We start from the raw sequence: 23,236 nt of genomic DNA on the forward strand, positions 1-23,236 counted from the left end.
TCAGTTAAACGGAACGTTGCGAGGGACGTAGCAATACCCGTGCCTAAAAAAAACTGCCTATAAATGAAGGGGTTGAAAAACAGGCGTCAATCATCCGCCTGTTCATCACCATCTCGACGACTCATGCCGTACTTGCGCATCTTCTCCACCAGGGTCGTGCGACGAATACGCAGCCGTTCGGCCGCCCGCGCCACAATGCCGTTGGCGTCATCCAGCGCCTGCTGAATCAACCCTTGCTCCAGACCGCCGAGGTAGTCTTTCAGGTCCAGGCCTTCCGGCGGCAGCAGCGCATTGGCGGTGAAGTCCGGGGTATGACCGTTGATGGCCACCCGCTCTTCGAGATCACTGCGCAGGCTGTCGACCAACTGCTCGTCTTCGTCATCGACGTAGCGGAATTTCTTCGGCAACTCGACCACGCCGATCACCCCGTACGGGTGCATGATCGCCATGCGCTCCACCAGGTTGGCCAGCTCGCGAACGTTGCCCGGCCAGCCGTGACGGCACAGCGACATGATCGCCGCCGAGTTGAACCGGATCGACCCGCGCTTCTCGTGCTCCATGCGCGAGATCAACTCGTTCATCAGCAACGGGATGTCTTCGACGCGCTCACGCAACGGCGCCATCTCGATCGGGAACACGTTCAGGCGATAGTAGAGGTCTTCGCGGAACGTGCCGATCTCGATCATGCTTTCGAGATTCTTGTGGGTTGCCGCGATGATCCGCACATCGACGCTTTGGGTCTTGTTGCTGCCCACGCGCTCGAACGTGCGCTCCTGCAAGACGCGCAACAGCTTGACCTGCATCGGCAACGGCATGTCGCCAATTTCGTCGAGGAACAGCGTACCGCCGTTGGCCAGCTCGAAACGCCCGGCACGGCTGGTGATCGCCCCGGTGAAGGCACCCTTCTCGTGACCGAACAATTCGCTTTCCAGCAACTCGGCCGGAATCGCCCCGCAGTTGACCGGAACGAACGGCGCTTCACGACGCTTGGAGTGGTAGTGCAGATTGCGCGCGACCACTTCCTTGCCAGTGCCGGACTCACCGAGGATCAGCACGCTGGCGTCGGTGTCGGCGACTTGCTGCATCATCTGACGGACGTGTTGAATCGCCCGGCTGGTGCCGACAAGGCTGCGGAAAAGATTCGGTTCACGGTGACGACCGCGCTCACGGGCCTGGTCATACATCTCGCGATAGACCTGGGCACGGTGCAGCGAATCGAGCAGTTTGCTGTAGCTGGGCGGCATTTCGAGCGTCGAAAGCACTCGGCGACGCTGGTCTTCCGGCAAGTCAATGGAAGAATTATCGCCCATTAACAAAACTGGAAGGAACTCATCCCAGGTTGAGAGTGTCTTTAACAGGCCCAAAAGTGCACCAGGAGCATTTACCGTCCCGATGAGGACACAGATTACTTCACGACTTGATGACAGAGAGCCGACCGCCTGCTGCCAGTCATGGCTGCCACAGGGTAAATTTTCTTCGCCGAGAAAATTTAAAATCACCGCCAAATCGCGGCGGCGGACGCTATCGTCATCAATCAGCAGAATTTTGGTTTCACGCCACATGCAATAGCAACTTCCCTAGTCAACTCAATGCCCAAAATGAGGGGCAAGCTAGACGCTTGCAGACACGTTGTGCCTGTAGACGCCTGAAATCTGGAACCAGCCACTAGTTAAGTCAAAAAACCGTGCACAGTCAAATTTATGGCGCACTATGTTTGGATTAACTGAGGGTTAATTAACCAAACAGATGGTAAACCTTTGCCGCGTTCTGTGCTTGGTGGATCTGCGACATCTCGTCGACTATCGCTTGTCGCTCCCCCGTCGCCGCTTCCAGGAGCTGTTTATACACCCCCAGCAACTCCTCCAGGTTTTCGCGCAACGCGGTCTCGTCCACCGTAGCTTCACTCAAGACGTCTTCCATGCAGGAACGGCAAGCCAGGTCCAATTCACCGATGGCTTCCCAGTTACGCTCGGCCAATGCATCGACCAGGGCGTCCCGGGTATGCTCGATTCGCTGCAATACAAGACTCATGGTGATCTCCTTAAAACTGGGGAGCAGGTGCGCCAATGGCATCCCAACCGTCTTTGACCGTACGAAGCAGGTCGGCGACTTCGTCGAGGATTTTTGGATCGGTCCTGAGGTTGGCTTCCGCCAGACGCTTCATCATGTAAGCGTAGAGACTATCCAGCTCACTGACGGACTCCGCCTGTTTCTCCAGGTCCAGCCCCTCTCGCAAACCACCGATAATGCCGATGGCCTTGCCGATAAAAACACCCTTATTGGCGACATCCTTGCGCTCCATGGCACCTTTGGCCTGAGCGATGCGATCCAGACCGCCTTCCATGAGCATTTGCACCAGACGATGAGGACTGGCCTCGGAAGTCTGGGCTTGCGCGCCAATCTTCTGGTACTGCCGAAGGGCTAACATCGGGTTCATGTTTACCTCATCCAAAACTCTGTGATTCGTATAATCAAGCTATCGACATAGCGTCAAAAATCTTTAATCCGAAACTAAAAAAGCCCGACAAGCGGAATCCGCTGCCGGGCTTTTGGCGTTTAGGCGCTATGAAGCGTTCTTCTGTGCGTTCATCGCATCGAACATCGAAGTAATATTGCTCGCCGTTGCCTTCAGCTTGCCGACAAGGGAATCCATATCGTTGTACTTCTTGGTCAACACCGCCGTCAGCGTCTCGACCCGACGATCCAGGGCTGCCTGCTGGCTGGCCAGATTCGTCTTGGCCTTGGCCAGGTTGGTCGAACGGGTGTCCAGGATCCCATCACTGCCAGTGACCGTGTAAGGCGTGATTGCATCGTTCATGCGCGTCAACAGACCCATGGAGGCATCGCCAGTCGCCGTCGGATCGCCCAGGAACAGCTTCTGAACTTCACCACCGAGCTTCTGGGTATCCATCGCGGTCGAGAACTTGGTGCTATCGAAATCCAGCGCACCGGTTTTCTGATTGGTGGTGATACCCAATTGCGACAGAACAGTGAGTTTGTCACCCGCCCCCGTTGTGACCAACGGCGTACGAATCGATGCCAGAACGCTGCGCGCCAACGGGTCACCGGTCAGTGCAGCAGCAACGGTCGGCTTGCCATTGCTATCCAGGGAAGGCTTGGTCAGCGTATTGACATTGGTCACAACCTGGTTATAAGCATCAACGAAAGCTTGGATGGATTTTTTCAGGCCATCACTGTTCGGGCCAACCGTCACCGTCGTGGTACCACCGGCGACCAAATTCAGGGTCAAGCCGGAAATAGCCGAGTCAACCTTGTTGCTTTTGCTAGTCAGCGCGAGCCCGTCCACGGTGAAACTGGCGTCCACCGCGAAATCGCCGATGGCACCCGCCGAAGTCGCTGTCGGTGCTGCACCCATTTGCTGGCCGGCATTGATCTCCAGACCCGCGATACCGCTGAGGGTGATGTCGGAGCCCGCACCGGTCGCCGTGGACCCCATCACCAGACGTGAGCCAAACGAGTCGGTCACGATGTTGGCGCTGAAACCGTTCGCGCCCTGCTGGGTGTTGATCGCATCGCGAACCGACTGCAACGTCGCGCCGGCCGGAATGGTGACAGAACTGGATACGCCATTTTGCGTGATATTGAGCGTGCCGCTCGCAACGGCGCTGCTGGCACCGCCGGCAAAGGCCGCGGTGGCCACTTTGGACGAGGTCGCAAGGTTATTGACCTTGACCACGTAGGAACCGTTGACAGCCGTGTTGCTCGCCACAGCGGTCAATACTTTCGCGTCGGCGGACGTGGCGTTGTAACCCAGGAACTGCGGAGCTTGCGTATCTTGCAGCTTCTTGATTGCAGCCTGGAAGTTCGCCAGGACACTTTTGAGAGTACCAATACCGGAAATCTGCGCAGTATTGGTGGTCGTCTGACGATCGATCTGATTCTGCTTGGCCGCCTTGTCGGCGTTGACCAGAGCCTTGACGATATCACCGGTATTAATACCGGAGCCTAAGCCCGTGCCCGGTAGAATTGGACTTGCCATGTGGAACTCCCTTCAGTGTGTCGCCGGCCTTTTGACCACTACAACGCCCAAAAGAACATAGCAACAAAATTCGTGCCAGTTGTCAGACTTTTGCGCTGAACAACAGACTGCTTGCATCATTCAAACTGTTCGCCAGCTTAAGGACTTCTTCGTTGGGGATTTGACGAATCACCTCACCGGAGTCACTGGCAATCACTTTGACCACAACTTTGCCTGAAGGCTCGTCAATCGAGAACTCCAGGTTACGCTTGACCGACTGAACGAACTTTTCGATTTCCTGAACGGCCATCTTCAGTTTTTCCTGCTCGGTCTGGTCTTTTTTACCTTCTTCCTTGACGGCAACCACTGGCGCAGTTTCCGCTCGAGGCTTTTCCGCAGGCTTATCGGCAACAGTCGTCGCCTGCTGGGCCGCAGGATAAGACAAGTTCAGCTTGACGCTCATATCCATGTCCATCACCTCTTAAAGTAAAAAGCGAGAGAGCGCGACAAGCGCACTCCCCCGCTAAAACTCATCAGCTATTACTGAAGCAGTTTCAGTACAGCGGATGGCAGTTGGTTGGCCTGAGCCAGAACTGCGGTGGAAGCTTGTTGCAGAGTTTGTTGCTTGGTCAGCTGTGCAGTTTCAGCAGCGAAGTCGGTATCTTGTACGCGGCTCAGTGCAGCACTGGCGTTTTCGTTGATGTTTTGCAGGTTGGAGATGGTGCTGGAGAAACGGTTTTGTGCAGCACCCAGGTCAGCACGAGTGCTGTTGATTCGCGACAGAGCGGCGTCGATAGCCGAGATAGCCGACGCTACAGCAGAGTGGTTGGCTGCGTTGGAGGTACCGGAAATGGTAGTACCGGTCATGCCCAGGGCGCTGGAGTCGAAGCTCGAAGCCAGGGTCAGAGTGATCTGGTTGTCGGAGGTGGTGTTGGAACCAACCTGGAACTCCATCGCACCAGCGGTACCGTCCAGCAGCGCCTTGCCGTTCAGGTTAGTCGACTGAGCGATACGAGTCAGTTCAGCAACCGACTGTTGGTATTCTTTGTCCAGAGCGGTACGGTCAGCAGTGCCGTTGGAGTCGTTACGCGACTGAACTGCGATTTCACGCATACGCTGCAGGATGTTGGTCGATTCTTGCAGAGCGCCTTCAGCGGTCTGAGCGATCGAAACACCGTCGTTGGCGTTTTTGATAGCCATGGTCTGACCACGGATCTGCGAGGTCATACGGGTAGCGATCTGCAGGCCGGCGGCGTCGTCTTTGGCGCTGTTGATTTTCAGGCCGGAAGACAAGCGAGTCATCGAAGTCGACAGTGCGTCGGAAGCACGGTTCAGGTTCTTCTGAACACCCAGAGATGTAGTGTTGGTGTTTACTGTTAAAGCCATGACGAATTCCTCGTTGGTTGGGTACTACGGCTTCCGGCCCTGGCAACCGCCCGGTATGGCCTAGAGAACCTTCGTAATAGTTATCGTCGCGAATGCAGGTTGCTTGAGGGGATTTTTGAAATTTTTTGCCATCACACTGCCACCCCCTGTAAAACCAAGCCATAGCGACGATCCAGCCACCAAAAAATGACGCCAGAGAACTGCCACAACCCTTCCTTACGCCCCGCTTGCGTTGACCTGCCACGGCATTACGCGGAATTGACAGCCATCAGTAAATCAACCAGTTCGTATTCAAGGTAATCCGCGAGCGCCAGCCAGTCCTGTCGCTCCTGGCTATCCAGCATACCTGTCAGCAATGCCATCCACCGGGCCGCGATCTGGCTGTCTGCTCCGCCGACCCGCGACTGCACCTGCTCCGCTACCTCGACCATGACCAGCGCCGCCTCGACATCCCTTCCCAGACGAAACAACGCTGAACATTGCCGGACCTGATCAACGAGTAGCTCTTCGCTCATCGACTGAACTCCGGATGAAATGTCGTGCCGACAATCATGGCCCCAGCTCGACTGCTGTTGTAGAAGACGACGTGTGGATGCGCAGCGATATAGCGCTCCAGCTCACACAGGTAACTACGGAAATTGAGCTGGGTCTTGACCCGCTGCCCATGCCCATCCAACACCCAATGACGAGCCGCGACCAATTGCGGGCCAAGGTCGCCGTCATCCCAACCGGCATGGGTTTTGTTGTTGGGGAACGCGAAGTCCGCCCCGAACAGCGTGATCTGACTGGCACCCATTTTCACCGCCAGGTCCACCGCCGGATGAATCACGCTGCCGCCTGCAAACAACCCTGCCCGTGGGAGCTGCTTGCGCAGATCGCGAAAGACCGGGCTTGCCGAGTAGGCGACATAGCGTTTGCCTTGCCAGGCCTGCAAGACCGCAGGAGCCACCAGCGGCATGTAGACCAGCGTAATGTCTGCGCTGTCCTCGGGCGGCAGATGGCGCTGCGAGATACGCTGGTCGATCGTGACGACGACATCCGGTTTGATACCGTTCTCGATGAGCGGCCGGTAAGCGGTATCGACACAAACGAACAGCGGTCGCTGGGTCTGGCCGCGAATTGATCGCAAGGTTACGAAATGCTGTTCCAGGCTCGGCCCGGTGGCGATGACGAACATCGGCTGGCCAGCGTGTGTGGCGAACAATTGTGCGGCGTCGCTATCGACGCGGATCTGTTCGACACTTTCCAGCAAGCGCGCGGCGATTTCCGGATTGTCCGGATCAAACTCACAGTTGTTGAACGTCAGATGGGTTTCGCTGACCAAGCGGTCACGGATCTTCGCGTTGAAGTCATCGGCCAGCACCAGCTCCGAAGGCAGGGCAAAGAACGGCAAACAAATCTCAGCCAAATCACCGGCGTAGTGCAGCTCGACCCGCGAATCGCTGAGCCACGGCTGCTGATCGAGTAATTGCAACACCAGCGCAAACACTGCGCCGTTAAGGATATGTACGTGTAACTGAATCAGCCCCGAACGCTGCAGCAGCTCCAGCTGCAGATCACCCAGCCCTGTGCCATAAACGTGCAACACCGGACTGTCGACCGGCAGGCTTGCGGCTTGAAGCTGCGCTTCGCGGGTACGGTCATGGCGACTGGTCAGCTGAATGCCGTTGATGCTCAGGGTCGAGCCGAGCCCTTCCACCAGATCGGCCTGCAACGGGCCCGGATCTTCAGACAGCAGACGCTCAGCCACGGCCGGCCAGCGACGCTGGATGATTTCGGCGTTGGGTTGAAAAAACTCGCTCATGGCGCCTCGCTGTGATTCGGGCAAAAAAATAGCGCTCAAGGTTACACCTTGAGCGCTTTTTTTGTGTCCGGCTTTTAGAAGATCAAGGGCGATAGATGATCGCCGAACCCCAGGACAAACCAACACCAAAACCGCTGAGTGCCACACGCTTCCACTTGGAATCGAGCACGTGTTTTTCCAGCAGCAATGGAATGCTCGACGACACGGTGTTACCGGTCTCGACCATGTCCTTGAGGAACTTCTCGGGCTCGCCTTCGAAGCGTCGCGCCACGGCATCGACAATCGCCGCACTGCCCTGGTGAATGCAGAAGGCATCGATATCGTCGGCCGTCAGACCCGAGTCGCCCAGCAGCTCGTGCAAATGCGCAGGGACTTTGAGCAGCGCGAAGTTGAAGACCTGACGGCCATTCATGAAGAACACCCCGTCGGTGACCTTCAGGTGCGGCGCACCGGAACCGTCGGTGCCGAACTTGGCCTTGCCCAACTGCCATGGAGCGTCTTCGCCCATCCAGGTGGCGGTGGCGGCATCGCCGAACAACATGGTGGTGTTGCGGTCTTCCGGGTCGACGATCTTCGAATACGGATCGGCGGTCACCAGCAAGCCATTCTTCAGGCCTGCGGCTTCCATAAAGCCCTTGATGGCGTAGATGCCGTAGACGTAACCGGAGCAGCCCAGGGAGATATCGAACGCGGCCACGGTCGTCGGCAGGCCCAGCTTGTCCTGAACGATGGCGGCGGTGTGCGGCAGGCCTTCTTCGTCGCCGTTCTGGGTCACGACGATCAGCACGTCGATGGCTTCACGCTTCAATTCAGGGTTGTTGGCGAACAGCGCGTTGACTGCTTCGACACACAGGTCCGAAGTTTCTTGCCCGGCGTCTTTGCGCGGCAGGAAGGCCGAACCGATCTTGCCCAGGATGAACTCTTCATCCTTCTCGAATTTTGCACCTTGTGCGTAATTGTCCACGCCGGCTACAGGAACGTAGCTCGCAATGCTCTTTATGCCAATCATTACGGCTTCCCAATAATAAACAGCCCAATACCACCGCTCGCAAGGAATCGAGGGGCGCCGACAAACAACGAATAACGTCGCCCTCAACGAGGTGACAGCGGGAAGAGTAAAAGGCCATCACTGAGCCAAAAGCAGGCCAGGCGCCCTCTTCCCTATTTATACAATACAGTGAAGATGCGCGTAATGACTCGCAGGTCACGCTATTTTGCCGAATCAGCCCCACAAGCGGTTATTCGACCAGCGACCAGTCCAGCGGCGTTCCGCGCTTGATGGCCTGGCGGGCACGGCGGCCCAGAAGGGTTTCAGCGTGTTTCGGGGCCAGCCCCAGGCCCGGACGGATGGCCCGCAGATTGGCGGCGGTAAATGGCTCACCGGCGGTCATGTCCTGGGTGACATACAGCGACCGGCGGTACACCAGGGACTTGCGCTCGGCGTCAGTCACGCCGTAATGCACCCGGCCCATGGCCTGCCAGGCGCGCTCGGTTTCGACCACCAGGCTGGCGAGTTCGGCCGGTTCCAGGGAGAAACTGGCATCCACGCCTCCGGCGGCACGGTCGAGGGTGAAGTGTTTTTCCACCACCGTCGCCCCCAGCGCTACGGCGGCGACAGACACCCCGACACCCATCGAATGGTCGGACAAACCGACTTCACAGCCAAACAACTCACGCAGATGAGGAATCGTGCGCACGTTGCTGTTGGCGGGCGTCGCCGGGTAAGTGCTGGTGCACTTGAGCAACACCAGATCCTTGCAACCGGCCTCACGGGCGGCACGCACGGTTTCATCGAGCTCGGCGATGCTGGCCATGCCGGTGGAAATGATCAGCGGCTTGCCGGTGGCCGCAACCCGACGAATCAACGGCAGATCAGTGTTCTCGAAGCTGGCGATCTTGTAGGCCGGCACATCGAGGCTTTCGAGGAAGTCCACCGCGGTGTCATCGAACGGTGTGGAAAACGCCAGCATGCCCAGCTCTTTGGCCCGGGCGAAAATCGGCGCGTGCCATTCCCACGGCGTGTGGGCCTTTTCGTACAGCGCATACAGCGAAGAACCGGCCCACAAGCTGTTGGGGTCCTTGATGAAGAACTCGCCTTCGGACAAGTCCAGAGTCATGGTCTCGGCGGTGTAGGTTTGCAGCTTCAAGGCATGGGCGCCGGCCTTGGCTGCGGCTTCGACGATTTTTATCGCCATGTCCAGCGACTGGTTATGGTTGCCGCTCATCTCGGCAATGATGAACGGTGGCGCATCGGCACCGATCGAGCGATTACCGATCTTGAAACTGGTCATTGTTCTGGATCCTTCAATACGCGCGTGAACGCGCAAGCACTCTGAGTAAAACCACCCTCGCGGAAAACCTTCAGCGATGGCTGATTGGCCGGCAGCACCTGAGCGGTGATGGCCTCAAGTTGTGGCCAATGCGCCGTGACGAACGCTTCGCCCCGCGCCAGCAGCGCCCTGCCCCAGCCCAGGCCGAATCGGCCTTCGAACAAATAGATCGAGACTTCGGCCCGCGTACCGTCAAGGTCATAGCGCAGCATACCGACCGGGCCGTCATCCGCCTCGGCAATCAACAGCAGTCGCTGAGGGTTGTTCAGGCTCGCAGCCAGCCAGACCTGATGCCGCTGCCAATCGATGGCGTGGGTGTCCAGCGACCAGCGCCGTACCGCCTCGGCATTACGTCCCTCGAACAACAATTGCGCATCGTCCGGATCGGCTCGACGCACCTGCAGTACCGCTCCCGCCAGTGCTGCCGCCACCCGCTGCGCGCCACGGCCATCGACCAACTGCCGTGAGCGTTCGGCCATACTTTGACGAAAACCTTGATTGCCTACGACAAAACCAATGGCCTGACGCAATTGTTCGACGCTGACATGCTCGCGGTTGCCCAGGAACACATGAGCGCCCGAGGTCGCCATCACCTCGCCGTTGGCCTGCTGATTATTCGAGACCGCAATGCAAATCGTCGGCAGCCCCATGGCCGCCCGCTCCCAACTGGTGCCGCCACCGGCACCGATAAACAGGTCGGACTCGGTCATCAGCCGATAGAAATCGCTGACAAAACTGTGCAGGCGCCAGTTCGGACGATACGCCGCCAGCGCCTGCATCTGCTCCCAGGCCGGGTTGTCGGCCCCCGCCACGAAATCGACCTCCAGCTCATGAAGGTCCGCCAGCGCCAACATCGCGTGGTGGGTCTGCATGGCCGCATCGAAGCCGCCGAAGTTCACCAATACTCGCCTGGCCCGAGGCTTGATCTCGACCGCCGGGCAGCAGAACTCATCGCGCAACATCGCAAAACGTGGACCGAGCAAGGTCTGGCAGTCGGGCGTCAGCAGCGAGGCATAAGCCTCTGGGGTGCCCGACAGATTTTGATTGAGCAGCAGATCGACGCGGTACTGCCGAGTGGCCAGGTCATCCACCGCGGCGATCCGTGATGCCCAGCGACGGGCCGCAGTCTGCCAGTGATGATCGAGGCCATAGTGGTCGACGATGATCCAGTCGAAAGCCGGATGGCTTTCCAGGGCTTGCGCCAGCGCGGCGATGTCCGCCTGCCAGGGCAGCATCGATTCGATGGCCTGCTGCGGATCTTCATCGGGGTAGCGTGCCGGCAGCGCGAAGGTCTCGAAGCCCTCGCTGGCCAGGCTGTCCAGTCGATGCCCCGGCAGCAGGCGACAGGCGAAGGCAACGTGCGTGCCCTGCTTGCGCAACACCCTGGCCAGGGTCAGGCAGCGGGCGATATGGCCGCTGCCAATGGTTGGCGACGCGTCAGCGCGGATCAGTATCCTCATTGCAACTCACCACCAGCCTTCAATGCGGCGTAAAGGTATTCGGCGCGTTTCCAGTCTTCAAGGGTGTCGATGTCCTGTACCAGGTAGCGCGGCAGAATCACCGGCAGGCTCGCTGGCGAGAACAGTGCATCACCACGCAACCAGGCCTCGCTGCGTCCCCAGTAGAACTGGCCGGCGTCTTGAAAGGCTTCGGGCAAGTCCTGGGAGCGGGTGTCACGAAACTCCGGATAGAGCGAGGTCAGGGCGCCCTGCGCGTCGAGGGTCAAGGCCCGCTGCACCGGAAAACCAAAACCGGTGACTGAAAACGCAAAAGATTTGTCCGGGTGCTGCACCAGCAATTCAAGCCCCTGACGCAGATAACGCACCTGCAACAATGGCGCCGTTGCGTAGACGCAGCAGGCATGGTCGAACGGTGGCAATTGATTCAAGGCATGCACGATCACCGACGCAGTCCCGGTGAAATCGTCAGCCAGTGCCGCAGGCCGCATGAACGGCACCTGAGCGCCATTGGCTCGTGCGACTTCGGCGATTTCCTCATCGTCGGTACTGACGATCACCTGGTCGAACAGACGCGACTCCAACGCCGTGCGAATCGAACGGACGATCATCGGCACGCCGTCGAACGGCTTGAGGTTCTTGCGCGGGATTCGCTTGCTGCCACCACGGGCCGGAATGATCGCAACACAGCTCAAGAGTCACTACTCCTCAAGGATCAGCCGTCGCAATTGCTCGACCACATAGTCCTGTTGTTCATCGCTCAGCAGAGGAAACAGCGGCAGGCTGATGGCCTCGGCGTAATAACGTTCGGCCTGGGGGAAATCACCCTCGGCAAAACCCAGGTCGCGATAGTACGGCTGCAAGTGCACGGGAATATAGTGCAGATTCACCCCGACACCGGCCGCTCGCAAGCCTTCGAACACCTGTCGATGACTGAGGTTGATCCGCTCCGTCTGCAAGCGCACCACGTACAGATGCCACGCCGATTCGGCTTCAGGCTGCGCGCTGGGCAAGGTCAGCGGCAAGTACGCCAGCAACCGGTCATAACGCGCCGCCAGTTCGCGTCGACGCTCGATAAAGCCATCGAGCTTGTTCAGCTGTGACAGACCGAGGGCCGCTTGCAGGTCGGTGATCCGGTAATTGAAGCCCAGCTCCACTTGCTGGTAGTACCAGGGGCCGTGGCTGGGTTCGGTCATCTGCTCGGGGTCACGGGTCATGCCGTGGCTGCGCAGGCGTTGCAAGCGTTCGGCCAGTTCCGGGCGATTGGTCAGCACCATGCCGCCTTCGGCACTGGTGATGATCTTCACCGGGTGGAAACTGAACACGGTCATTGCCGCGAATTCACCGCAACCCACCGGGCGCCCGGCATAGGATGCGCCGACCGCGTGGGAGGCATCCTCGATCACCGTGAAACCGTAACGCTCGGCCAGTTCGGCGATCATGCGCATATCGCAGCTCTGCCCGGAGAACGCTACCGCCACCAGCACTTTCGGCAGCTTGCCGTCGCGCTCGGCGATTTCCAACTTCGACGCCAAGGTGTAGGCATCGAGGTTCCAGGTCAGCGGGTCAATGTCGACAAAATCGACATCGGCGCCGCAGTAGCGACCGCAGTTGGCCGAGGCCAGAAAGGTGTTCGGCGTGGTCCACAACCGATCGCCCGGCCCCAGGCCCGCGGCGAGGCAGGCAATATGCAACGCCGCCGTGGCATTGCACACCGCCACCGCGAAATCGGCCTGGCAACGCTCGGCCATCGCCTGTTCGAAACGCTCGATGGTCGGCCCTTGGGTCAGCCAGTCGGACTGCAACACGGCGACCACCGCATCGATGTCCGCCTGATCGAGGCTTTGCCGACCGTAGGGAATCATGCCGACAGTTCCGCGTGCAGGTCGGCGATCTGGCCGACGGACAAGAAGTACGGGTTGGTATCGGAACGGTACTCGAAATCTTCGCCCACCGGCCGGCCCTGCTCGCCCAGTTTGTCCACGGCAAAATCCACGTCGACGCTGGTGAAACGGATCGACGGCTGAATGGTGTAGTGATCGTCGAACTCCAGGGTCATGCGCGCGTCGTCCAACGGCACCATCAGCTCATGGAGTTTTTCCCCCGGACGAATGCCGACGTGTTTGTGCGGCAAATGTTCAGCCATGCCCTGCGCCAGATCGACGATGCGAATCGACGGGATCTTCGGTACAAACACTTCACCACCGTGCATGCGGGCGAAGCTGTCGAGCACAAACTTCACGCCGTGATCGAGGGTGATCCAGAACCGCGTCATACGCTCATCGGTGATCGGCAGCTCTTTGGCGCCCTCGGCGATCAGTTTGCTGAAGAACGGCACCACCGAACCCCGTGAGCCAGCGACGTTGCCATAGCGCACCACGGCAAACCGGGTTTGTTGCTCGCCGGCAATGTTGTTGGCAGCCACGAACAGTTTGTCCGACAGCAGCTTGGTCGCGCCGTACAAGTTGATCGGGCTGGCAGCCTTGTCGGTGGACAGCGCGACAACTTTTTTCACGCCGTTGTCGATGGCCGCGGCAATGATGTTTTCCGCGCCGTTGACGTTGGTGCGGATGCATTCGGTGGGGTTGTATTCCGCCGCCGGTACTTGCTTCAGCGCCGCGGCGTGCACCACGTAATCGATACCGCGCATGGCCTGACGCAAACGGTCGGCGTCGCGCACATCACCGATGAAGTAACGCATGCACGGCGCGTTGAACGTCTGCTGCATCTCGTACTGCTTGAGCTCATCGCGGGAAAACACCACCACCCGCTTGGGCTGGTATTGCTCCAGCAAGCGGCGGATGAAGTTGCGCCCGAACGAACCGGTGCCGCCAGAGATGAAAATCGATTTACCGTTGAACATGCCTTGAGTCCTTTTACCTGTCAGCCAGGCTTATGCGAGCAACTGCGCCCAGTCAATGCTGGTCGGTTCGCCGAGGGTAAAGCCCTTGCCAGTCAAGGCCAGGTTCTGGTTGTAGGCTGAGTCCTGCTCGAAACGGGCGGGCCACTTGTCACGCAGGGCAGCTGCCGCCTGCGGATTGTCCGGCAAAGTCCCGGGGTGCGTAATCTGCACTTGTGGTGTCCAGACCGTCAGCAAACCTGCGTCGGCAACTTTCAGGCACAGATCGACATCGGCGTAAGCCTCGTCGAAATGCTCTTGGTCCAATCCACCGACGTCATCAAACACTTGCTTGCGAATCATCAGACAAGCACCAGAGACAGCCTGATAGTTCTGTTCGACGACCAAGCGACGCATGTAGCCCTGGGCATCTTTTTTCTCGCCTGCGAAAGGTGAAGCGACCCCGCCATTGAGGCCCAGAATCAAACCGGCCCCCGTCACATTGCCATTGGCATCCACCAGTTTGGCCCCGACCACTCCTACCTCAGGACGCTGCGCCTGGTTAAGCAGTGCCTCGATCCAGTTGGCGTTAACGACCTCGGCGTCCGCCGCCAGCAGCACCAGGTATTCGCCCTGAGCCTGTTCTACAGCCAGGTTAAGTAGTGCCGAAGTGCTCAGACGCTGCTCTGCCCTGACCAGACGAACCCGGCCACGACCGTTCTGCTCCAGGCTTTCCAGCCAGGCGAGCAGTTCGGCGGACTGGCTGTGATTGTCGACGATCACGATCTCATTGTTCTGATAGCGCGTGCGTTGCAACACGCTGACCAGGCAGCGCTGCAAACACTCCAGGTTGTCCTGGCTGTGAACGATGATCGAAACCTTCGGACGATCGGCGTGACGGTAGTCGATACGGTAGCCTCCCGACGCTTCGGCACTGACCTGGGCCTGATATCCGCGGGTCGCCAGATGACGAACCAGAGTCTGGCGTTCGTGTTCAATAGGCCCCGGCAGCGGTGCCTGGGTGATCAGCAAAGGCTCTGCCAGATGCGCGAGCCCGGCCAGGCCGCCGGCTTCGATCAGGCGCAGCAACAGGTCGAACTCGAGCGCCGAAGTGAACTCACGAGCAAAACCGCCGACCTCCACCAACACCTCACGCCGGATCAGCCAATGCCGCGCAGTCAGCGCCGGCAGGCTCTGCAACAAATCGAGGTTGAAGGCGGGACGGAAGACATCGACCAGCGTGCCATTGGCCTGACGATGAATCTCGTCCACCGCCACCGCACGGCAACCCTCGGCGTTCTGCAACTCCAGGCTGGCACGCAACAGACCCGCGGCGGTGAACTCGTCGCCCGCCTCGGCCAGCAGCAACCAGTCCGAGGTCGACTGGCGAGCAATCTGGTTCAGCTTATCGACATAGTTGCTGGTGGTGACCTTGACGAAATGCAGGGTGTTTTGTTCGGTGGTGACTGCCGGCAGATCACCGGTGGTGAAGACCACCACTTTGAAGGCCCGGAACGCGCTCTCCATCAGACTATCGAAGCTGGCCTGAAGCTTGTCCATGTCTGCGTCCAGGTCCAGCAACAAAATGCCGAACTGAGGTCCACCGTCATTGGCTGCCAGATGCTGGTTGATTTTCCTCACCGCAGTCTCATTTGGCTCCCGTGCCTGCAACCAGTTGAGCAGACGTCCCGACGGCATCGTGTCGAGCAACTGACGACTATCGTGGGTCGGCACACTGTCCAGGCGCTGCACCCAATCGGCCAACACTTGGGCATCAGCCGTTTCCCCCATGTCCACCAGTTGCTGAGCGAGCTTTTGCACGACTCGACGGTTGAAGGCGCCGAGTTCCACGGCTTGAAGCAGGCGCGTCTGGATCGTCGCCGGACTGTCATTGGAGTAAGTACGCTGCAGTGTCTGCTGCTTGAGCAATGTCCCTTCCATTTCCTCAAGTTGCAAACGGCCGGCCGGCATTGCATGGAGCAGAAACTCGCACTCCGCCAGTTGCTCGAAGAAGGCGCTGTTGTAGAACGGCATCTCGACGTATTGCTCCGGGCCGAAGACACGCTTCGGGCCGACCGTCGGATCGGTCCAGTAAGACTCGAATATCGGTTCGATGGTCAGCGCGTTGCGGGCAGTCAGGCTGTCGGCCAAAGCGGCGAAGCTTTGCAGGGCCAACTGGGCGGTCTGCTGTTGGTCGAGACCGGTGATACCCGTCGGCAGCGATGACAGGAACCCGGCAAAGCGCTCGCGCTCGGCGACAGAGCGGGCGTCCTTGAAACTCAAGGTCGTCATGATTTCGGTGTTGTGATCCGAACGCCCGTAATTGACTTCACGTACCACATAGGGTGCCGGGAGAATTCGCGCCTTGGCCCGTGCCAGCATGTAGTACACGTGGCCGATTTCCTGCCACTGGAAGATCGTGCCTTCCGGCATCGCTTCGTACCAGTCACGCAACAACGAGGTCCGATGCACGGCATAGAACGGCGGAATGTACTGCCCCATGTAATCGAGTACACGGTCCTGGCCTTGTTCGGCGTTGTAATCCTCCTGCACCTTCTTGTCGCGACGGTAGTACTGCACATAATTGGCGTGGGTCAGGTACATCAGGCAATAGCCGTGGCACAAACCGTAGTCGGGGTTGGCTTCGAGGAAGTTCACCGATTCGGTGAGAGCACCGTGCAACAGGAAATCATCGTCGGAGGCGAACACCATGTACGGCGTGGTGACCTGTTCGACACCGTATACCAGCTTGGCCTGGATGCCCCAATAGCCGAACTGCGGCAAATGCCGATAGTCGATGGTGTCTGCAACCGTCGCCGCGCCATCCAGAGCAACGGCTGACGAATCAAGGACCAGAATCCTGCAAGGCAGCGTGCTGTAGAACTGCAACGCCCTGCGCAAAAACGCCGGACGATTGTGCGTAATCAGCACCAGAGTGAACAGCTCACTCAGGGGCAACGTGTTTTCAGAACCGTAAATGCCTTGCATATCCTTCCCCGCCACAGACCTATTGCCTGATGAACACTTGAATGAAGTTGTCGTTTAACGCACCCGGCGCAGGTAGCCATCCGGCGCGACGGTGATCAGCAGTTTGCTGTGAATCGCCTGATCGATCTCGAAATCCCGGTTTTCTTCCAGGTACGCCCAAACGGCGGTTTTAGGGTTATCACCCTTGCCCCATGGACGGTCCGGAAAGGCGTCTTCCGGCATGTCTTCGACGACCGTGTCCATGACCACGCAGTAGCTGCCGACCGAGACCATCGGTGCATACAGGCGCAACTCTTCCAGCACGTGTTGATGGGTGTGATTGGAGTCCAGCACCACCAGCACTTTCTTGCCCTGAATGCGCTCGCGCACCTGATCGACGATCGCGGTGTCGATGCTCGAACCCTGAATCATCTGGATTCGTTTGCTCATCGGATGGGCTTCGATCGCTTCGCGGTTGTGCTGGCGAATATCGATGTCGACCCCCAGTACTTCACCATGGCCGATCAGCTCCAGCATCGAGGCGTAAAACACCAACGACCCGCCGTGGGCAATCCCGGTTTCCACGATCACATCCGGGCGCAAGTTCCAGATGATTTCCTGCATGGCCACCATGTCCTGGGGGAACTGAATGATCGGGCGGCCCATCCAGCTGAAGTTGTAGGTGTACTTGTGTTTGGCCGTGGTGCCGACCCAGTCCAGGGACTCGGCCTGCAGCGCTTTGTCTTTCTTCAAACCTTCGATGTTGCCTTTTACTTCTTCACGAAACTGCTCATGGGGATTCATCGCAACTCTCCAAAAAAAAAAGGGAAACGGCTTACTTGAATACCTTACCGTCGGGGTAAGGCACCGCGTTGGTCTTGATGATCCTGGCGGGATTGCCCGCCACGACCGAATAATCCGGAACATCTTTGGTGACAACGGCGCCGGCGCCGATGGTGACCCAGCGACCGATGCGCAGGCGCGGCAGGATGGTGGCGTTGGTACCGATAAATGTCCCGTCGCCGATTTCCACGCAACCGGCGATACACACCCCAGGTGCCATGAAAACCGAGTGGCCGATCCGTCCTTCATGCCCCACCACGCTGCCGGCACTGATACTGGTGTTGTCGCCCAGCGTTACTTCGGCCTGCATGAGCACGCCTTCCTGTAGATAACTGCCCTGCCCCATGCGAATCATGGTCAGGTCGATACCCGGGTGAACGAATTGGCCCAGGGTGGCGCCGGCCTCGACCAGTTGGCGGGTGGTCTCGTAGCGCAGCCGGGTACTGCCGGTGATCAGGTTCACGAAGCGCGCCTGAGGCCCTTTGAGTTCGCTCACCCGATCCGAGCCGCCGATCACCGGTACCCCATAAAACAGCGTGCCCTGCTTACTCGGGTCGTTATCCAGAAAGGCGAATTCGACATTGGGGGTGCTGCGCTTCACCGCGTGAAGCATGCGCACCGCTTCGGGGTTGGCCGCGCCCAGCAAATAAATCTTCACGACAGCTGCCTTTTTGCGAGCAGGGCACGCACGACATCCACCACTCGTTGCTGATCGGCGTCGGTCATATCGTGATAACTCGGCAGGTTGAATGCGCGCTCCGGCAAGGCGAAAGCCACCGGTGTGTCGACAGAGTGTTCGCTGAACATCGGCAACGACGACAACGGCCAGAAGAACACCCTGGCATCGATATCGGCAGCCTGGAAAGCGGCGATCAACTCATCCCGGCGAATCCCGGTCTCCGCATCGAACACCACTGTCGGCATCCAGTAGCCGTTACGCGAGTGCTCAGGCTCAGGGTTCAGGGAAACACCCGGCAGTAATGTCAGGGCGCGGGCGTAATTGGCGAAAATCTCACGCTTGCGACTGATCAGCTCATCGATACGCTCGACCTGAGCGCAACCGACGGCGGCCTGCAGGTTGCTCATCTTGTATTTGAAGCCGATGAACTCCGGCCAGAACTGTTTGGTGCTGCCAGCGACCCGGCCATGGTTGGATAAGGTCAGGACGCGCTCGTACAAGGCTTTGTCCGAGGTGACGAAAATCCCGCCCTCGCCGGTGGTCATGGTCTTGGTGCCATGAAACGAGAACGCACCGAATGCGCCTAGAGAACCGGCCGCCCGACCACGCCATTGCGAGCCGATGGCCTCAGCGGCGTCTTCGATCACCGGAATATTGTGTTCCCGACCGATCGCCAGCAAGGCGTCCATATCACACAGGTTACCGTAGAGGTGCACTGCGAGAATGGCTTTGGTTCGCGGGGTAATTGCACGCCTGACCTGCTCCGGGTCCAGGCACCAGCTATCCGCCAGAACATCGACGAATACCGGCGTGGCACCCAGGTAGGTAATGGGCGCCGCCGACGCGATCCAGTTAGTGTTGCCCAGGATCACCTCATCGCCAGCACCAATGTCCAACGCCGCCATCCCCATGTGCAAGGCGCCAGTACAGCTGGAGGTCGCGATGGCGTAGGTGGCGCCAAGATGCTCGGCAAAACCATGCTCGAAACGCGTCAGATATTCGTAGCAACGTGCGCCCCAACCGTTCTGAACGGCGTCCAGGGCATACCGGGCTTCCAACTCGCCCACGCTCGGCTTGGTGTAATGAATTCTGCTCATTGAATGCTCAACTCCGGAACGGCGACAACAAACCGCGCGCCCCACACTTTGACCGAGGCGAATTGTTGGGTGATTTCAGTCAACAGGTTCCAGGGCAAAACCAGGATGTAGTCGGGTTTTTCAAGATCGATGCGGTCGGGCGAAACCACCGGGATTCGACTGCCCGGCAAGTACTTGCCCTGCTTGTGCGGGTTGGCATCGGCCACCCAGGCCAACAGGTCCGGTTTGACCCCGGCGTAGTTGAGCAAGGTGTTGCCCTTGGCCGCCGCGCCATAACCGACCACGCGTTTTCCGTCAGCCTTGGCCTGCAACAGGAAACGCAGCAATTGGTGCTTGATGCCCTCGGCCGCTGGCGCCAGGGTCGCGTAGTACTCGGGGGTTTTCACTCCCGCTGCCAGTTCAGCCTGCAACTGCTGTTGAACGGCTGGCTGCACCTCACGGCGAACACCGTCGGCCCGCTGGACGAACACCCGCAACGAACCGCCATGGGTCGACAACTGGCTGACGTCGAATACTTCCAGGCCATTGCGCTCGCACAAGGTCTGCACGGCAGTCAGGGACAGGTAGGAATAGTGCTCGTGATACAGCGTGTCGAATTGCTGCCCGGCCATCAACGTCAGCAGTTGCGGAAATTCGAACGTCGCCACACCGGTCGGCTTGAGCAAGGTGGAGAAACCACCGAGGAAATCATTAATGTCCGGCACATGCGCCAACACGTTGTTGGCGGCCATCAGGTCGGCGGCCCAGCCTTCGCTTTTCAGCTGCGCGGCGGTGTCGCGACCGAAGAACAGTTCGCGAATCTCCAGGCCTTTTTCCCGCGCCGCTTGCGCGGTGCTGCGGGTTGGCTCAACGCCCAGGCAGGGGATGCCGCGCCCGGCAACGTACTGCAACAGGTAACCGTCGTTGGCGGCGATTTCCACCACGCGACTGTCGGCAGTCAGGCCGAAGCGTTCGACCATCTCCGCGACATAGCGCTCGGCATGGGCCAGCCAGGTACTGGAGAACGAACTGAAATACGCATACTCGGCATCGAACAGGCTGTCGGCGCTGGTGTAATCCTCGGTTTGCACCAACCAGCACTGCTGACACACCGCGACCTTCAATGGTACCCATTGCTCGGCTTGTTCCAGGCGATCGGCGTGCACATAGGCGTTGGATGGCGGCGAGGTGCCGAGATCGATCAGCGGCAAGGCCAGAGGAGTACCGCAACCACGGCAGTTCATAGACGCACTCCAGCGAAGTGTTCATCGATCAAGGGATGGCTGGAATCCCTGGCCGACAGATTATTGACAGGCAACGGCCAGGCAATCGCCAGCCGTGGATCGTTCACCGACAACCCGCCCTCGTGCGCAGGCGTGTAATCAGCGCTGTGCAGGTAGAGCAATTCGGCGTCATCGGTCAGCGTCTGGAAGCCGTGGGCGAACCCGGCCGGGATCAGCAAGCTGCGACCATCACCGGCCTTCAGGTGCTCGGCGTGCCAGTGCAGAAAGGTTTCGGAATCGGGGCGCAAGTCCACCGCCACATCCCAGACTTCGCCGCGCAGGCAGGTAATCAACTTGGCTTCCGGCGCATTGGAATTTTGAAAATGCAGACCGCGCACACTGCCCCGCTCACGGGTGCAGGAGTGGTTGATCTGGCGGATATGAAACGGCTGGCCGAAAGCGCTCAGGCTGCCTTCGCAAAACAACCGGGCGAAGTGCCCGCGATCATCTTCGAAGCGTTTGTGCTGCACGCTGAACAGACCGGCCAGCGGTAAGGCTTTCAACAAGAACTCGCTCACAACGCGCCTCGGTACAGGTTCAACTGGTTCAGGGTGACTTCACGCATGTCATCACCGTTCTGCCATGCCAGGTGCCAATCGAGGGTTTGGGTCAGGCACTGCTGCAACGACCAGCGCGGTTGCCAGGCCAACCGTTGACGGGCGCGACTGCTGTCCAGACGCAGCAGGCCGGCTTCGTGCAAATCACTCGGCTCGATACGCAATCCGCGCGCTTGCGGCCAGCGGTTGGCGAGCAACTCCACCACTTCACCGACGCTGCACATGTCCGCTTCGCTCGGACCGAAGTTCCACGCGCCGGCAAACTGTGGGCCTTGTTCGTAGAGACCGGCAGCCAATTGCAGGTAACCCGCCAAAGGTTCAAGAGCGTGCTGCCAGGGGCGCACGGCTTGCGGGTAGCGCAGGGTTACCGGCTGGTCGGCCGACCAGGCCTTGAGCACATCGGGAATCAGGCGTTCCGGCGCGAAGTCGCCACCGCCCAACACGTTGCCGGCCCGCGCGGTGGCCAACGCCAAGCCATGCTCGGCGTACTTGTCAGCCGGGAAAAACGAGGCAGCGTAAGACTGCGCCAACAATTCGCAGCAAGCCTTGCTGCTGCTGTAAGGATCGTGACCGCCCAGGGCTTCGTCTTCGCGGTACGGCCACAGCCATTCCTTGTTGGCATAGACCTTGTCGGTGGTCACCAGCACACAGGCACGCACGCCGCCGACCTGGCGGATCGCTTCGAGCAGATTGAGCGTGCCCATGACGTTGCTGGAATAGGTGCCGAGCGGATCGCGATAGCCTTCGCGCACCAGCGGTTGGGCCGCCAGGTGCAGGACGATTTGCGGCTGGGTTTCGACGATCAGTTCCAGCAAGGCGCCCAGATCACGCAGATCACCACGCTGATCGTTGATGCCCTCATGTACCCGCGCCAGTTCGAACAGGCTCGGCTCGGTGGACGGATCGAGCGAAAACCCGCTGACCTCGGCCCCGAGGCTTTGCAGCCACAACGTCAACCAGCTGCCCTTGAAACCGGTGTGGCCGGTCAGCAGCACCCGTTTGCCACGCCAGAACTCCGGACTCAGGCCCATTGCTTCCATGGGGCCTCCCCGCTCTGCCACAGCGCTTCGAGGTGGTTCTTGTCGCGCAGGGTATCCATCGGATGCCAAAAGCCGTCGTGCTGGAAAGCAGCAAGCTGGCCATCGCTGGCCAGGCCGGTCAAAGGTTCGGACTCCCAAACCGTCTCATCCGCGGTAATCAGCGGCAGCACCTTAGGCGACAGCACAAAGAAACCACCATTGATCCAGCCACCGTCCCCACGAGGTTTTTCAGTGAAACCGCGAACCAGATAACCTTCGCGCTCCAGGGCGCCATAACGACCGGGCGGCTGGACCGCCGTGACCGTGGCAAGCTTGCCGTGGGAAAGGTGAAAATCCACCAGGGCGCTGATGTTCAAGTCAGACACGCCGTCGCCGTAGGTAAAGCAGAACGCTTCTTCGTTTTCCAGATAGCGGCCGGCCCGTCGCAAACGACCACCAGTCATGGTTTCCTCACCGGTGTCGATCAGCGTGACGCGCCACGGCTCACTGTAATTCTGGTGAACGTCCATACGGTTGTTGCACATGTCGAAGGTGACGTCGGAGGTGTGCAGGAAGTAGTTGGCGAAGAAGTCCTTGATCGCATAGCCCTTGTAGCCAAGGCAGATCACGAAGTCATGAATCCCGTGGGCGGAGTACTGTTTCATGATGTGCCAAAGAATTGGCTTGCCACCGATCTCGATCATCGGCTTGGGCTTCAGGTGCGATTCTTCGCTGATGCGCGTGCCCAGGCCACCCGCCAGAATTACTGCCTTCATCGTCTCCCCTCTTGTTCTTCACAGAGCTCGGCCAAGCTGTTTCAAGCTTTTGCGGGCTGTCTGGCTAAAACGTTCTGCCATGTCAGACGCTGGCGTACCGGCCGCAAGCGCTCGTTTTATGGCGATATCAGGGGGACTTGCAGGAAACGCGCCAGCTCATGAATCCAGATAGAAGGCACAAAAAAGGGACGAATCCGGATCATGCAGACCGGGTTCGTCCCCAAGCATAAAAGCGAGCCCA

22 protein-coding genes are annotated in these 23,236 nt (G+C 59.2%); all 22 read right to left on the minus strand.

The annotated features are described in order from the left end of the window. Positions 1–86: 86 nt before the first annotated feature. Positions 87–1,562 (minus strand): sigma-54 dependent transcriptional regulator, encoded by a 1,476-nt coding sequence (locus FFH90_RS22655; RefSeq protein WP_026345697.1) that lies wholly within the window; start codon positions 1,560–1,562, stop codon positions 87–89. Between the two features lie 172 nt (positions 1,563–1,734). Then, positions 1,735–2,031: a flagellar protein FliT gene (locus FFH90_RS22660; RefSeq protein WP_138866121.1), complete on the minus strand. Its 297-nt coding sequence runs from the start codon at positions 2,029–2,031 to the stop codon at positions 1,735–1,737. A gap of 10 nt (positions 2,032–2,041) precedes the next feature. Beyond that, positions 2,042–2,437: a flagellar export chaperone FliS gene (gene fliS, locus FFH90_RS22665; protein WP_018925037.1), complete on the minus strand. Its 396-nt coding sequence runs from the start codon at positions 2,435–2,437 to the stop codon at positions 2,042–2,044. A gap of 126 nt (positions 2,438–2,563) precedes the next feature. Next, the gene (gene fliD / locus FFH90_RS22670; RefSeq protein WP_018925036.1) at positions 2,564–4,000 is read right to left on the minus strand and encodes a flagellar filament capping protein FliD; all 1,437 of its coding nucleotides are present in this window, start codon (positions 3,998–4,000) and stop codon (positions 2,564–2,566) included. Between the two features lie 82 nt (positions 4,001–4,082). After that, complete coding sequence (locus FFH90_RS22675; RefSeq protein ID WP_026286326.1) at positions 4,083–4,448, minus strand: flagellar protein FlaG; 366 nt, start codon at positions 4,446–4,448, stop codon at positions 4,083–4,085. A 71-nt stretch (positions 4,449–4,519) separates the two neighbouring features. Beyond that, the gene (locus FFH90_RS22680) at positions 4,520–5,365 is read right to left on the minus strand and encodes a flagellin domain-containing protein (protein WP_018925034.1); all 846 of its coding nucleotides are present in this window, start codon (positions 5,363–5,365) and stop codon (positions 4,520–4,522) included. Positions 5,366–5,613: 248 nt separating this feature from the next. Next, positions 5,614–5,880, minus strand: a complete 267-nt coding sequence (locus tag FFH90_RS22685; protein WP_018925033.1) for a hypothetical protein — start codon at positions 5,878–5,880, stop codon at positions 5,614–5,616. Then, complete coding sequence (locus tag FFH90_RS22690; protein ID WP_018925032.1) at positions 5,877–7,169, minus strand: motility associated factor glycosyltransferase family protein; 1,293 nt, start codon at positions 7,167–7,169, stop codon at positions 5,877–5,879. Before FFH90_RS22690 ends, FFH90_RS22685 begins: the two co-directional genes overlap by 4 nt. An 82-nt stretch (positions 7,170–7,251) precedes the next feature. Then, complete coding sequence (locus FFH90_RS22695) at positions 7,252–8,178, minus strand: ketoacyl-ACP synthase III (protein ID WP_018925031.1); 927 nt, start codon at positions 8,176–8,178, stop codon at positions 7,252–7,254. Positions 8,179–8,407: 229 nt separating this feature from the next. Next, positions 8,408–9,460 carry a pseudaminic acid synthase gene (gene pseI, locus FFH90_RS22700; RefSeq protein ID WP_111454401.1) on the minus strand — a complete coding sequence of 351 codons (1,053 nt, stop codon included), beginning with the start codon at positions 9,458–9,460 and terminating at the stop codon, positions 8,408–8,410. Next, positions 9,457–10,959, minus strand: a complete 1,503-nt coding sequence (gene pseG / locus FFH90_RS22705) for a UDP-2,4-diacetamido-2,4,6-trideoxy-beta-L-altropyranose hydrolase (protein ID WP_138866122.1) — start codon at positions 10,957–10,959, stop codon at positions 9,457–9,459. Before pseG ends, pseI begins: the two co-directional genes overlap by 4 nt. Continuing rightward, positions 10,956–11,651, minus strand: a complete 696-nt coding sequence (gene pseF, locus FFH90_RS22710) for a pseudaminic acid cytidylyltransferase (protein ID WP_018925028.1) — start codon at positions 11,649–11,651, stop codon at positions 10,956–10,958. Before pseF ends, pseG begins: the two co-directional genes overlap by 4 nt. A gap of 6 nt (positions 11,652–11,657) precedes the next feature. Beyond that, positions 11,658–12,821 (minus strand): UDP-4-amino-4,6-dideoxy-N-acetyl-beta-L-altrosamine transaminase, encoded by a 1,164-nt coding sequence (gene pseC / locus FFH90_RS22715; protein ID WP_138866123.1) that lies wholly within the window; start codon positions 12,819–12,821, stop codon positions 11,658–11,660. Next, a complete protein-coding gene (gene pseB, locus FFH90_RS22720) occupies positions 12,818–13,819 on the minus strand; it encodes a UDP-N-acetylglucosamine 4,6-dehydratase (inverting) (RefSeq protein ID WP_138866124.1) in 1,002 nt (333 codons plus the stop codon). Before pseB ends, pseC begins: the two co-directional genes overlap by 4 nt. Positions 13,820–13,849: 30 nt before the next feature. Continuing rightward, positions 13,850–16,783, minus strand: coding sequence for a TIGR00180 family glycosyltransferase (locus FFH90_RS22725; protein WP_111454404.1), 2,934 nt, complete (start codon positions 16,781–16,783; stop codon positions 13,850–13,852). Between the two features lie 54 nt (positions 16,784–16,837). Further along, positions 16,838–17,566, minus strand: a complete 729-nt coding sequence (locus tag FFH90_RS22730) for a cephalosporin hydroxylase family protein (protein WP_018925024.1) — start codon at positions 17,564–17,566, stop codon at positions 16,838–16,840. Positions 17,567–17,597: 31 nt separating this feature from the next. Next, positions 17,598–18,263, minus strand: coding sequence for an acetyltransferase (locus FFH90_RS22735; RefSeq protein ID WP_018925023.1), 666 nt, complete (start codon positions 18,261–18,263; stop codon positions 17,598–17,600). Continuing rightward, positions 18,260–19,381 (minus strand): DegT/DnrJ/EryC1/StrS aminotransferase family protein, encoded by a 1,122-nt coding sequence (locus FFH90_RS22740; protein WP_018925022.1) that lies wholly within the window; start codon positions 19,379–19,381, stop codon positions 18,260–18,262. Before FFH90_RS22740 ends, FFH90_RS22735 begins: the two co-directional genes overlap by 4 nt. Next, complete coding sequence (locus tag FFH90_RS22745) at positions 19,378–20,604, minus strand: class I SAM-dependent methyltransferase (RefSeq protein ID WP_111454406.1); 1,227 nt, start codon at positions 20,602–20,604, stop codon at positions 19,378–19,380. The genes FFH90_RS22740 and FFH90_RS22745 overlap by 4 nt, the downstream gene beginning before the upstream one ends. Next, positions 20,601–21,161 carry a dTDP-4-dehydrorhamnose 3,5-epimerase family protein gene (locus FFH90_RS22750; RefSeq protein WP_111454407.1) on the minus strand — a complete coding sequence of 187 codons (561 nt, stop codon included), beginning with the start codon at positions 21,159–21,161 and terminating at the stop codon, positions 20,601–20,603. The genes FFH90_RS22745 and FFH90_RS22750 overlap by 4 nt, the downstream gene beginning before the upstream one ends. Continuing rightward, complete coding sequence (gene rfbG / locus FFH90_RS22755; protein WP_138866125.1) at positions 21,158–22,240, minus strand: CDP-glucose 4,6-dehydratase; 1,083 nt, start codon at positions 22,238–22,240, stop codon at positions 21,158–21,160. The genes FFH90_RS22750 and rfbG overlap by 4 nt, the downstream gene beginning before the upstream one ends. Beyond that, a complete protein-coding gene (gene rfbF, locus FFH90_RS22760; protein ID WP_018925018.1) occupies positions 22,222–22,995 on the minus strand; it encodes a glucose-1-phosphate cytidylyltransferase in 774 nt (257 codons plus the stop codon). Before rfbF ends, rfbG begins: the two co-directional genes overlap by 19 nt. Positions 22,996–23,236: the final 241 nt, after the last annotated feature.

The organism is Pseudomonas sp. ATCC 43928 (assembly GCF_005938665.2).
In the GTDB taxonomy this organism is placed as follows: Bacteria; Pseudomonadota; Gammaproteobacteria; order Pseudomonadales; family Pseudomonadaceae; genus Aquipseudomonas.